The sequence below is a fragment of the Cerasicoccus sp. TK19100 genome, from assembly GCF_027257155.1.
In the GTDB taxonomy this organism is placed as follows: domain Bacteria; phylum Verrucomicrobiota; class Verrucomicrobiia; order Opitutales; family Cerasicoccaceae; genus Cerasicoccus; species Cerasicoccus fimbriatus.
Window position 1 is genome coordinate 295,856 of sequence record NZ_JAPWDU010000003.1, and the last position, 13,511, is coordinate 309,366.

The window sequence follows — 13,511 nt, forward strand, 5'->3', positions numbered from 1 at the left end:
GCTCGAAGCAGGCAGTCAACCATACCCATGCCATGGCAAAAGCGTCCCTTCTGCTTTACAAGCCCACAGGCTAACGCGTATGGTTCTAGTTTTGATGTCCTCATGCAAAACTCAAAAAGCCTCATTCTTCGCCTGATTCATTGCTCACTCCTGCTGCTTTGCGCAGGAGCCTTGTCTGCTGAACCGATCTCATTCCCCAACGCCCAGCAGTGGGCCACGCGCGGGGATGACATCTGGCAGCTCGCCAAGAACGGCCAGCTCACTCAGCTTAACGATGCCAATGGTACGCCACACCCGGTAAAGGTCATTGGCTACGCGGACCTCCTGGTCAGCGAGACACCCGCCAACCTGGAGATCGATGCGCAGTATTACGACTCGTTTATTGATGCCAACGGTCAGAAAATCTCCCCGGATCTCCGCAACATGGTCGACCCCATTAACGGCTTTTCCGCGAGCCAGACTGGCGGCGAATTCCTCAACTTTCCGGCACCCTTCGATCACGACGCCGAAGGGAATCCCCTCGGCCTCAAGGTGGCCAACGAAAAGGCGACAGCAACAAGCGCCACCTTCTTCAATCGAACCGGCGTCCGCTTTAACAACACTCCACCCGGCCGCCTGATGTTTCTCTACGAGATGGCCAGCCCTGCCGCCGAAGGCACACGCTGGTACGCGCGCGAGTTCACCGCCCCAGTTGCCGGCTGCCCCTGGCGCCCCACCAAAGACATTCTGGAGCAGCCCGAGGTTTACCTCACAAAGTTACTCGTTGTGCAGCTCGAAGCATGGGACGACCCCGCTGCCCAGATTCCCGCTAAACTCCAAAGGGGCAGCGTAAAGATCGACTTCGATGCGCATGCCGCCGGTCTCGACTGGCAGGGCACGATGGACTGGATTGCGGCCAACGTTAGCGACGAACTTTTCCCTGCCAATAGCACCTACGTCATCCAACTGCCCGGCCAATACTTGACCGATCCCGAGACACTCGGCATCCAGGCTAGCCAATGGACTAAGTGGGGCAAGGCCGTGCATGAGCTAACCGATGGCCGCCGCGTCTGGCTAATCGGTCATCCCGATACGCGCATCGCGTCCTGGCGCAGCATTGGTGACAACCTTGGCTTGCTGTTTTGCCGTATTACGCGGCCGACGGAGTTCCCCGTCGAGGGTCGGGGCGCGGCCGCCTCCTATGAGGAAATGGTTCAGCTGAGCGGCAACCAGGTTGACTTTCGCAACAACTGGATCGAGTGCCCCGACGGTGCCGCGCAGTTTGGCATTAACATCACGAAACTCGATAACGCCACCATCCTCGATAACATCATCTCGGGCGTTGGCGCAGGCTTCTCCACCGGCGGCAACAGCCAACTGACCAATACCATCATCGCGCGCAATTGGCTGGAGCGCGGCTATGACGCGGTGCAAATGTATGGCAGCTGGGTCGATGTCATCCTGGCCTACAATCACTTTGCCGGGGCGAGTGGCTTCCCTAATCGCCAGGACACCAGTGGCCACCTCGGTTCCAACCTGCACACCGACGGATTCCAGAGCCAGGCCAATCAAAACGGGCGGCGGCCACAGCGCTTCATTGTCTTCAGCAATTTCTCCCAGTTTGGTCGTCACAACTGGCCCGCCGCCTGGCACGAGATCGGTGGTGCCACGCAAAACTTCATCATCGATAGCGACGCCTACGTCGACAGTCATATCTACTGGAACATCTTTCAGAACCTCATGCCCGCCGGCCATCGTGGCATCAAAACCATCGGCCCGGACAAAGATTTTGCCCTCAGTGACCCCAAGACGCGTGAGACCGATTACATTGTCAACATGGGTATTTTCGGCAACGCCTTCCTCGAACGCTGGGACCACAACAACCACGAACACTATGGCTACATGGTCGAAGGCAGCGGCATCGGCGGCAGTTTGTTCCACCCGTTCTACGAACTCATCAACTCCGAGAACGCCTACTTCCGCACGCATGTCGACCGTCAGCCCGCGCAGTTCAAGCAAGTGATCGACGCGCGCCCCGACCCCGCCGCCCGCGAAGGTTGGCAAGCCAATGCCCCCACGATTGCCGACGTTTACGAAAAGCCCATCACCTTTAGCGGAACGTGGGACACCCACTACGAGGCCGACTTCTCGCAGACCACTTACTCGGGAGATAAACTCCTCGAAGGCTTCGTCTCCCCGCTCGATTACGCACCGAAGCCGCATTGGGAAAAATCGCCCGGCGGCGCGGCGCGGCTCACCCCCAAGAGCGAACTGGCCCAGGTCGCGCCCATGCCGACCGATCTGGCCGACTTCCTGGGTGATCCGTCGCGCAAAGGCAGCTTCTTTGATGAGTTTTCTGCGACGCCCATTTCCGCCAAACGGCAGACACTCGACAACCCGTGGCGCGAAGGCTCACCCGACGACGGCTTCGTGCTACACGTCAAATTTGGCTCCGTCGGCACGCCCGGCACGCTGCGCGAGATCATCAGCGAAAGCAACGGCGGCAAGCGCTACGAAGTTGCCTTGACCGAGCGCGACACCGCGCGCTATCGCCTCTACGATGGCGAGGCTCTCGTCAGCGAGATCGAGACCACCGACACCTTCGAAGACGGCGACCACTTGAGCATGCAGGTCCTCACTCCCTACTTTCAGCTGTGCGCCGAAATCGGCTACCCCACCATGCTGCTGACGCGCCAATACCTTGAAAACGGTCTGCGCAAAATCCGCTACGTTAGCAGCACGACAGCACCCGACGCCAACCAGCTCAAGGACGAAAACACACTCTACGTTTGGATGAACCCCGAGGACCGCTACCGCATCCGCGAGCTCGTCAATGGCGAGTGGCAGCTCTGCATCAGCGGCATGGACTCGGTTCACGCCAATGCGTTTCGCTCCTTCTCGCCGCAGCGGCAAGACAGCTTTCACCGGAATCTTCAAAGCAATATTCCCGGCACGCCCGAAAACTACTGGCGCGACATGTATCCGCTCACCGACGGCCAGTGGCACACGCTCTACATCGACGACGAAAACACCGACTCCACCACCGAGTGGCAGGAGGCCGATCTACGCTTTGTCTACTCGCCCAATCGTGGTCCGGGAAACATCGCTATCAACCTCAACGGCAAGTCCGTCGGTGCCAACCGCTACTTCAACGGTATGGCGATGGGCACCGGCCGCCCGCGCGCATTCCTCCGTCACAACATTGACCACCAAGCCAAAGAATGGGATTGGACTTGGACGCCCAACGTCGATCTTCCCCGCGGCCAGGTAACACTCTTTGACTCCTTCGACGGCAGCTATGAGACATTCCGCGTCATCCGCGGTGGCCAGGGCGAATACGGCCTCCCACCAAACACACCCGCCTACCGATCACTGGAAACCATCGGCGCTGCAATATCCTTCATCCGTAGCCCGCTGGATGAATCAGGCCGCGCCCCCGGCTGGGGCAAGCCGGACATCTACCTGCACGGCGAGTAAGCACTTCGCATAAAAAGAGGTAGCGCGGAGCGTCCCCGCTCCGCAAGTAATGAGACGGCAGTCAGAAGTTTTACATCGGGCGATCTGTGGCGATACACATTTCCAGATCGACCTTGATGTCTTGCCGCTGCTTGCGGAGCGAGGACGCTCCGCGCTACCATTTCCACTCCAATACCAAATGAATCCACATAAAAATCCCGGGCGCTTAACACACCCGGGATTGTCTAACTAAGGAATGCCCGCTGGAGCGAGCACAAGCAATAAACTATTCGTCGCCAATTTCCACGGAAAGCACCGGACGATTCGCAACCGTACTGTGGTTCGCTGTGGCGAGTGACCAGTAACGATACGGCGAGTGGTCGGTCTCACTGGAGTTTACCCGCAGGAAGACGTAGTCGCCGCCCGTAGCGCCGTTGTCGTATTGATCGTTCAGGAAGTCGGTTAGATTCCAGTCGCCGGTCGCGTCCGTGGAGACCACGCCCAATGCTTGCGTGTTCGACATGATGCCCTGCTGCAGCTCAGTCGCGCCGGTGTCGCCGCCATAGGTGCCGTTGTAGAAATCACTGGCCAGCACCGCGCTACTACTGCGATAGGCGATGCCGTATAAGTCGCCCTCTCCAGCGAAGGTTCCATTGGAAATACTCAACAAGGTGAAGTCCAGGTTCGCATTGAGAATCGTCTCCCCTGCGGCGAGCACGGGCAGCTCGAAGACGTAAACCATCACACCTTCCAAGGTTCCCGTTGATCCACCGACACGGCCCGATTGGTTGTTCACCCACGGCGAGCTGCCGTCATCATTGAGTTGGGTATCCGTGGACGCCCCCTCAATCAAGATCGCAGGCGCGAATTCGTAGGCACCGACGTCATAGCCGCTGCCCTGGGGACGCGGGTCGCCCATCAAGTCGTCCGCCGGTGCACTGCTGGATGTGCCCGCATCAATTGCCGGGCTGCCGCTCACCAAGCGGTAGTCATTCACCGTGTGGTCGATGAAGTACGTGGAGTAACTCGGGATATCAATAATGATGTTATTCGACTGAGTCACACCGCCCGTGGTGCGGTCGCGCACTTGCCGTGTGATGTTGTTATTGATCACGTTGCCCGTGCTGGGTGAACCGTTTTTATGCGGACCGATTTCGATCCATGGGCGGTTGCTGCGTATGCCCAGATCGACAACGGTATTGTTGACGATGGTGCAGTCCGTCGCGCCAAGCAAGGTGATGCCATGCCACTGGTCGATGGCGACGACGTTGTTTTCAATCACCCAATCTTCAAACATGCCGTCGAAGCAGCCAATGCCTTGCAGCGGGCCATTCAACGCGCGGGTCGGGTCGTCGGTTTCGATAAAGATGTTGCCGCGCAACTCGATGCCATAGCGCACGCCCGAGCCCGGGCCACCGCCATCATCCGCCCAAGACTGGAAACCGTCATCGTGGTTACCGTCGACGTCGTAGCAGTTCATCACTAAGTTGTATTGGAAGACACCGTAGTCACCGAGACCACGCAAGCCGTCGCCGGAGAAGTTGATAACCTCGTTGTATTCCACAAGACCATCGTCACCGCCCACGGCGATACCGAAGGAAATGTTACGCACGAGGTTGCCACGCGCAGTCATGTCGTCGCCATACAGCTTGATGCCGCTCGCCGCAGTGCTGGTCCAATCCGTAGCCGTCCAACTGGAAATATCGTCCACGGTGTAAATCTCGGAGTCTTCAATTGTGCACTGGCTCGCAGGGCCATGCCAGCCATGCCCTTCAAAGCTGACCAGCTGCCCGGTGCCAGGCGTACCATAAGGCTCCGCGCTGATCGTCAGCCCACGCAGCGTCCAGTTTTTGCCGCCTTTTAGAATCCACTTTTGCAGCACGGGGGTTTCGCCGGGCGCGGCTTCAATGGTAATTTCGCCAGTGTTATACCAGCCGTATAAGTTGATCGCGCCGTGATCGCCGGACATGAGTAGAATCGTATCACCAGCGGTAATCGCCGCACCGGAATTGCGCGCCGTGAGCGTGCCGTCGTAGGGGTAGTTGAGCGGTTTCTCGGATTCCACGTGATCCTCAATCACGTCCTGCAAGTCAGCCCAGGGATTGCCCGCACTGCCGTCGCCGGAAGCGCTGCCATTGACTGGATCAACGTAGAACGTCGCCGCGTTAACACTTGTCGAGAGGCACAGCACAAGCACGCTGATACCGCCCAGGTTCAGGGGATGTTTTAACATAGGGGGTTCGTCTCCAATTGGAGTTTAGTGGTTGGGGGACACGCCACAGGCAGTCACCAGTAGCGCAGTTAGGGGTGTTGAGTGGCAGCATGTACCGCCACCGCCCCGCGATCTATCAACCCGCCACGCATACCTGTCAACGCCACATCGTGAAAGTCGGGTGAAAAACCATATATCGTTAGGCTAAAGCACCTAATGCGTTATAGCTACCATAATTGAACACACCGGCTCACCCCGCCGCATTAACAATTCGAGAATAATGCTTGTTAAGCACATTCAATCACTGCCAAATAAGCGCCATGAGCACCCCGAAACCTAAGCCCAGCAGCCAGCGCATTCACTTCGCCTACACCCTGATCCCCATGGTTCTTGAGGGCAGCCGCCGAGCCTTCCTCGGCATGGCCCAACCCCAGGAAGCCACCGCCAATTTTCACAAGCTGTGGAATACCATGCTGGAAAAGGTGGCCGATAAGCTGGACGGCCCAGCTATCCCGCCCGACGGCATGGAGGCGCATGTTTTTAAGGACAATGGCCGCTGCATTGTACTCATTGAGTTTCCGCCCGGCGCGCAAGACAGTGATCCACTTTACGCCGCGGCCATCATCGGCCCGTGCGAAGATAATCAATGGAACAGCGACGCCGCAGAGCGCGCGCCGCATCGCTACATTGTCGGCATCAAGGGCGGTGATAAGCTCTACATGACCGAACTTATCGAAGGCGAATTAAAAGACCATAACGTTGAGCTGGAGCCCGATCTCTACATTTTCCAGGAGTGGGTGCGCAACACAGCAGTGCATCAGTCCAACATTCGCTCGATCCACAATGAAGACCCGTCGATGGAAGCCGCTATTGCCCAGGCACGCACGGAACTACCCGCCGTGACCGAGCGCTTCGTGCGCGGTGAATTACAGAACTTCACGGTCAAAGTAAAAGTAACGGACGGCGACCAGGCCGAGCACATGTGGCTCTCCAACCCCACTTATCGCGATGGTGTTTTCACCGGGACCTTCGAGTCAGAGCCGATCAACGTCACCAACATCACCGTCGGCCAAACCTACTCAGCGCCGGTCGAGCAAATCACCGACTGGATGTATCTGGAAAATGAACAGATGGTCGGCAACTACACGCTGCGCGCCATGCTGCCTCGCATGTCATTCGAGCAGGCCAATCAATACCGCAAAGTGCTCTCCGGCATGGAACCGCTGCCGGAAGAACCGGCAGACAACAGCGCCGGCATGAGCCCGGAGGGCCGCGAAGAGCTACGCCTAAAGGTCAGGGAGTTCATCCTGAGCCCGCGGTTTAACAACTATGCCGCCCGCGTTTACCCCTCAAGCATCAAGGGCTCCAAGCGCTCGTTTAGCGACGCGTTCCTTGAAGTCGCCACGGAAGGGAAAGTCGAGATGGCCTGCATTGTCATGGCGAATTCAGCGCTCACGAGCGGTCGGGTAAAGAAAGCCCCTGCCCTGATCATTGCCGGTGCCGGTGGCGATGAGCGCTCAGAACAAGTGGCCTTCGACATCATGTCCCGCATGGCAAAAGAGGACTACGAGGGCATCCCTCCGGAAGATGTTCAACGGCTCAACGACATGCTGGCCGACGAGGAGTTTCAACTCTTTCGCATGCGGGAACTGCCCCGATCATTCACCGGTGGACAGCCGGTTTATTTCTTCGATGTCATGCTGTCCAGTGAGTGCCTGATGCCCGGCGGTGACCAGATCATGCCGATCTGCCCATGCATCGTCGCCCCCAACACGGAAGCGAAAATTTTCCCGATTCCGATGGAAAGCGTGCATCGTACCGAGTCGGCCCCCGGTACGCCACCGCCCCTACCAACCGCAAAAGACAAGACCCCGCTATCTGCCATCTTCGCACTGATTTTTGGTATCCTAACTTGGCTATTCTTTCTGTTCGCGATACCCGCGCTGCTGTGTGGCCACCAAGCCAGATCCAAAATAAAAAAGGGCGAGTTCACCAAAGGCAGCGGCATGGCATTGGCCGGTCTGATATTAGCCTACGTCAAACTGGCGCTCATGATCACGTTTCTCACGATCACCATCATCAGAGGGCCGAGTTAATTCAACTACATCTGCGCAACTGCAGTTGCCCATTGCCAACACCACTACCGCGCCGCCCTCACCTGCGCGCGGTACTGCGATGGCGTCATGCCCATCGAGCGCTTGAAAACTTTGGCGAAATAAGCACGCTCGGCGAAACCACAAAGCATCGCCGCCTCTTCGATGCGGATGTTCAGGTTGCGCAGGATTTCTTTGGCCAGGTTCATCCGGCAATGCACGATGTAGGGCACCAGTCGTTGATTCTCCTGTTCAGAAAATAGCCGCGATAAATAATCCGGGTGCACATCCAGTTGCTCGGCGATGCTCGCGACCGTGAGACCAGGGCTATGCATTTGATGCTGAATCAACTGCTTGCATTTAACCACCAATGGGTTCGCCATCCCCTCCCACTGGGGGCTCCCTAGTATGATTGCAAGCTGGCGTAGCAATGCCTCGGCCAGCGTCCGGGTTAGATGCGCAGACGGATCATCCCCCTCTGTGGCACACTGGCAAAGCTCATCCAGCAGGCGTTGGGCAAAGTCACATTTTTCGTTGTCCGTAAACGCGGTGGCAATGTGCTTTTGCCGCTTTCGCTTATCACCGCAGAGCACAAAGGCATTATAAACAAAACGATGACCAGAAAGGTTGGTGTAAATGTGCGCGTATCGCTTGCGCTGATATATACGCCGCTCCCGGTGTGGTGCCCGCGCGCGGATGATCAACATCTCTCCCGGATCAACCACCGTTACCCCACCGAGGTGCGTGACTTCGTTTTGCCCGCGCAGTTGAAAGAACATCTTTGGGCGGGGGTTAACTTCCAACTCCGTCTCGCCGCTCTCATCCAGGCCACCGATGACTTTGATCACCTGCTGGCCGCGCTGGAGTCTATCCGTGTGCTCGCCAAGCGCCTGCTCCAAAAATTGATGCAAGCCGACCTTCCCCGAGCGGATATCCCATACTGTCCAGCGCTTCTCCATAGATCAGAATTTTACCCTTTTATGTCAGAAGCTTCCCCTTGGCGGCAATCCGGAATGTTGCTAAGGTATTCCCGCAACCACCTCATTGATTTTCAACAACCCAGCACATGACTACCCAGCCCACCAAAATAAAACTTGGCTTCCTTGGCGTTCACCCTGGCCCATTCGGCATCCGTGGTTTCGCCACCGCAGATAGCGAAGGCGTCTATACGCCGATACCCGGTGTCGAGCTCACCGCCATGGCCGAGATCAACGAAGAGGCCGCCACGAAGGCGCAAACCATGTTTGGCTTTCAGCGCCGCTACTCCGATTACAAGGAGATGCTGGCCAAGGAAGACCTCGACGCCGTTGTGATCCTCCTACCGACCTTCCTCCACAAGCAGGCCACCATTGACTGCCTGGACGCCGGTGTGCACGTGCTTTGCGAAAAGCCGCCCGCCAATGACTACCAGGAAATGCTGGAGATCGAGCAGGCCGTGGCCCGCAGCGGCAAGCAATACATGTTCGTGCGGCAGTCACGCTTCAGCGCCAATGCGCAAGCCACGCGTCAACTGGTTATGGACGGCAAGCTCGGCTCCGTTTACGCGGGCGAAGCTAAGTGGGTGCGCACGCGCGGCAGACAAGTGCTCGGCGACACCTGGCGCACCGATAAATCCAAAGGCGGCGGTGTGCTGATCGACCTCGGCATCCATGGCCTCGACCTGCTCTGGTATTGCATGGGCAACCCGATGCCCATCGAAGTATCCGCATCAGAAATGCCCGCCTTTAAGCAGTATGCGCCGAACCCCGATGTCTATACCGCTGACGATAACTTCTTTGCCTGGATTCGCTTCGAGAACGGTGCGGTGATCCAGGGAAGCTTTGCCTTCGGCATGAACCAAGTCGGCGAAAAGAAGGAAGGTGAGAGCGAGTATTCCGATGAATGGCAGAGCTACAAAATCTTTGGCACCGAAGGCGGGGTGGACATCTTTAAGAACCAACTCGTCTCCGGCCCCAACAATTCCTTTACCGTATCCGAGTTGCCACGCGATGCCTCCCTCATCGGCGTGAGCGATTTGGTCACTCAGGCCAAGCACTTCGCGGAATGCGTCGCGCAGAACAAGCGTCCGCAAAACTCCGTCGACCAGGCAGTGCAGCTCATGAAGATGCTCAGCGCCTTGGCCAAGTCCGCCGAAACCCAGCGCAGCATCCGCCTCGAAGATTTTTAATCCACCACCCTCCCCACCTATGTCTGACTCAGAAAAACCGAAGTTCATCATCCCGGAAACCGGCTACATGGCCCAAGACCCGGAGCGCCCACAGCCAGCCTACGTCGCACCCGCCATCGAACAAGGCCCGCCCTCCGACGCCACTGTGCTCTTCGACGGCAGCGACCTGAGCCACTGGCGCATGGCCGACGGCTCACCGGCCAAGTGGAAAGTCGAGGATGGCTACTTCGAGGTCATCCCGAAGAGCGGCAGCATCTTTACCAAAGCAGAGTTCGGCAGCCTGCAACTGCACCTGGAGTTCGCTTCTCCGGTCGAGTTGCAAGGCCAGGGCCAAGGCCGCGGCAACAGCGGTATCTTCTTCTATGAGAACCGCTACGAAGTGCAGATCCTCGACAACTACGAGAACCCGACCTACGCCGATGGCATCGTCGGCGCGATCTACAGCCAGCACCCACCGCTCGTAAACGCCATCCGTAAACCCGGCGAATGGAACACTTACGACATCGTTTGGCAGGCCCCGGTCTTCGACGGCAAACGCCTGGTCGCACCTGCGATAATCACTGTGCTGCTCAATGGCGTAGTCGTGCAGGCCCACACGAAAGTGCTCGGAGGCACGCGCATCAAGAAGGGGGAACTCCCGCACTACGAAGCCCACCCCGCCGAAGGCTGCATCCAACTCCAAGACCACAACAACCCCGTCCGCTTCCGCAATATTTGGCTTCGCCGCCTAAGTTAATCTTCAACCAACAACATTTCAACCGATACAAAAACGCCGCTTAGGTTACTCCCAAGCGGCGTTTTGCTTAATCAAACTTTGCGATGCAGAGTATCTACTGTGCCGTTGTCGGTTAGGCTTGTTTGAGCGAGTTCATGTCGATGCTGAAGCGGTATTTGACGTCCGACTTAAGCATGCGCTCGTAAGCCTCGTTGATCTGCTGAATCGGGATCACCTCGACGTCAGCGGTAATGCTGTGCTCGCCGCAGAAATCGAGCATTTCCTGCGTTTGCTTGATGCCGCCAATGATCGACCCCGAGATCGACTTGTTGCCAAAGAGCAGGCCAAACGCCTTGATTGGCAAAGGTTGCTCCGGTGCGCCAACGAGCGTCAGGTTGCCATTCACGCCCAGCAACGCGATGTATTCGTTGAGGTCGTGTTCGGCCGCCACACAGTCGAGAATGAAGTCAAACTTTCCGGCTACGGCCTTCATCGCTTCGGGATCGGTGGAGATCACCACATCGTCCGCGCCGAGCTCCTTGGCGTCCTCCACCTTGCTTTTTGAGCGGGTAAAAACGGTTACCTCCGCGCCCATCGCATGGCCCAACTTCACGGCCATGTGGCCAAGGCCACCCAGGCCGACGACACCCATCTTTACACCCGGGCCCACCTTGGCGCGACGAAGCGGCGAATAGGTCGTGATGCCGGCACAAAGCAGAGGTGCCGCGCCCGCCGGGTCCAGGTTTTCCGGCACTTTAAGAACAAAGCGTTCGTCGACTACGATGCTCTCCGAATAGCCACCATAGGTAACGGGTGCCGTGCCGTGCTTGTCCGGGGAGTTGTAAGTAAAAGCCGTGCCCGGCCAAAATTGTTCTTCGTGCTCATGGTCGTGCTGGCAGCTGTGATCGGCGTCGACCATGCAACCAACTCCGACGAGATCGCCGATTTTATATTTAGAAACACCGGTGCCAACTGCCGTCACGCGACCGATGATTTCGTGACCCGGCACACACGGGTAAACTGTCGGCATGACGCTTTCCCATTCGTTGCGCACTTGGTGAAGATCGGAGTGGCACACGCCGCAGAAGAGGATGTCGATCGCGACATCACGATCGGTTGTATCGCGGCGCGGGATGGAGTCTTGAGCGAGTGGCGCAGTGGCGCTCGCAGCGGAAAAGGCTTTGGCTTGATACATGATGGATGGGTGTTGTTGGTTGTTTTTAAACGTCTCCTATTTTACATCATCGGCCCACAAATCGGGTAGACCGATCCTGTCGGATTCTTGCCTGATTCTCCGAACCCGCAGAATAATTTGATTTTGCCGACAACGAAGTGCTACAATGGCGCATCGCCAAATCGCGAGAATACCGCATAAACAAAGACAGTATCGATGAACGCTGAAAAATCAATCGCCGCGCCCATAAAGGCTTTAATCAAGGCCATTGCCCATTTCACCGAGAAGGGTAACCAGGAAGAAACCGCCATTGATGGCCTGGCGCTCTACACCAGCCGAACCACGACGGACCCCTTTACCGGCGTTTACGAGCCCAGCATCTGCATCGTCGCGCAGGGGGCCAAGCGCCTGCACCTCGGCGAAGATTCGTTTGTCTACGACGCCAGGCACCACCTGATCACCTCCGTCCAGTTGCCGACCGTGGTGCGCATCATCGACGCCAGCCCGAAGCAGCCCTACTACGGCCTGCGCTTGAAGTTTAATCTCCGCGAAGTGGCACAGCTCATGGTCGACAGCGACCTGCCGCCCCCCAAAGCCCAGCAATCCAAACGCGCCATGGCCGTCGGCGCTAACACCGTGGAACTGCTCGACGCCGTGACGCGCTTGATCAAGCTCCTCAACAACCCGCAAGACATCCCCATCCTGGCACCCACCATTCAGCGCGAGATCATCTACCGCCTGCTCACCGGCGAGCTCGGCGGACGCCTGCGCCAGATCGCATCCGGCGGCAGCCAGGGCCACCAAATGGCCAAGGTCATTGATTGGCTCAGTGATCATTACACACAGCCGCTCAAGGTCGAAGAACTCGCCCAGAAAGCCGGCATGAGCGCCTCGACCTTCCACCACCATTTCCGGAACATCACCGCGATGAGCCCGCTCCAGTTTCAGAAGCAACTGCGCCTGCGCGAAGCGCGCCGCCTAATGCTGATGGAAAAACAGGACGCCGCCACGGCCTCATTCAGCGTCGGCTACGAAAGCCCCTCGCAGTTCAGCCGCGAATACAGCCGACTCTTCGGTGCCCCTCCCATGCGCGACATCGCCAACCTCCAGCAAATGGCGCAGGCGAGTTAGCCTTGGCGACGGTCAGTACGACTCAAAGCCCCCCCAAAAAAACGCCGTGCCCCAAAGCCGTGCCCCATGCCGTAGCACGGGCGTCCCGCCTGTGCCCTAACCCAACATGCCCCCACGCATGAATGTAGGGCTCGCGCTTGCCCGACGCCGCCATTGCCCCTCCGCCAGCAGGATGCGGCATCGCGCAAGCGCGAGCCCTACATGACGACGCCCCAACCACCCAACGCCTCGCTGGCTTTGCTCAGCCCACCCTTTTCCGCTCCCCGAAATTATTTTCACTTTTCGAAAAATAATTTCCTGCCCACCCCATAATCCGCCGCCAAACAGAGCTGCTTAACAGCACTGAATATTATTCAACAGCACCCAGCAGCATTCAACAGCATCGCACTGCGCCATTTCGGCTCAACGTAGGCGCAAAAGCACGCCAACCGAAGCAACTGAGCAAACTGAAGCAACCGAGCCAATGGAAGCATGGCCCGTTTTCATGTTTTTTGATAGGATGCACACGTTCCTCGGGACAGGGCCCACCCGGGGGACACAACAACATCAACCACAACGTAAATAACGCTCGAGCGTTCCCACTA

General features: G+C 57.7%; 8 protein-coding genes. 5 read left to right on the forward strand and 3 right to left on the reverse strand.

All coding sequences use genetic code 11. From position 1 onward, the window contains the following. Window positions 1–102: 102 nt before the first annotated feature. The gene (locus O3S85_RS07815) at window positions 103–3,456 is read left to right on the forward strand and encodes a hypothetical protein (protein ID WP_269539386.1); all 3,354 of its coding nucleotides are present in this window, start codon (window positions 103–105) and stop codon (window positions 3,454–3,456) included. Between the two features lie 265 nt (window positions 3,457–3,721). Here O3S85_RS07815 and O3S85_RS07820 read toward each other — a convergent pair whose 3' ends face one another. Then, window positions 3,722–5,668 carry a choice-of-anchor Q domain-containing protein gene (locus tag O3S85_RS07820; RefSeq protein WP_269539388.1) on the reverse strand — a complete coding sequence of 649 codons (1,947 nt, stop codon included), beginning with the start codon at window positions 5,666–5,668 and terminating at the stop codon, window positions 3,722–3,724. A 299-nt stretch (window positions 5,669–5,967) separates the two neighbouring features. On the opposite strand from O3S85_RS07820, the gene O3S85_RS07825 reads away from it, so the two are divergent. Then, window positions 5,968–7,743 (forward strand): DUF2314 domain-containing protein, encoded by a 1,776-nt coding sequence (locus tag O3S85_RS07825; protein ID WP_269539389.1) that lies wholly within the window; start codon window positions 5,968–5,970, stop codon window positions 7,741–7,743. A gap of 44 nt (window positions 7,744–7,787) precedes the next feature. Here O3S85_RS07825 and O3S85_RS07830 read toward each other — a convergent pair whose 3' ends face one another. Next, the gene (locus O3S85_RS07830; RefSeq protein ID WP_269539390.1) at window positions 7,788–8,699 is read right to left on the reverse strand and encodes a helix-turn-helix transcriptional regulator; all 912 of its coding nucleotides are present in this window, start codon (window positions 8,697–8,699) and stop codon (window positions 7,788–7,790) included. Window positions 8,700–8,806: 107 nt separating this feature from the next. On the opposite strand from O3S85_RS07830, the gene O3S85_RS07835 reads away from it, so the two are divergent. Further along, complete coding sequence (locus O3S85_RS07835; protein ID WP_269539391.1) at window positions 8,807–9,907, forward strand: Gfo/Idh/MocA family protein; 1,101 nt, start codon at window positions 8,807–8,809, stop codon at window positions 9,905–9,907. Window positions 9,908–9,926: 19 nt separating this feature from the next. Continuing rightward, on the forward strand, window positions 9,927–10,643 hold the full coding sequence (locus O3S85_RS07840; protein WP_269539393.1) for a 3-keto-disaccharide hydrolase: 717 nt from the start codon (window positions 9,927–9,929) through the stop codon (window positions 10,641–10,643). A 112-nt stretch (window positions 10,644–10,755) separates the two neighbouring features. Here the strand turns inward: O3S85_RS07840 and O3S85_RS07845 are convergent, their stop codons facing one another. Continuing rightward, window positions 10,756–11,817: an NAD(P)-dependent alcohol dehydrogenase gene (locus tag O3S85_RS07845; RefSeq protein ID WP_269539395.1), complete on the reverse strand. Its 1,062-nt coding sequence runs from the start codon at window positions 11,815–11,817 to the stop codon at window positions 10,756–10,758. 195 nt (window positions 11,818–12,012) lie between these two features. On the opposite strand from O3S85_RS07845, the gene O3S85_RS07850 reads away from it, so the two are divergent. Then, entirely contained in the window at window positions 12,013–12,927 is a 915-nt protein-coding gene (locus tag O3S85_RS07850) for an AraC family transcriptional regulator (RefSeq protein ID WP_269539397.1), read from the forward strand. Window positions 12,928–13,511 lie beyond the last annotated feature (584 nt).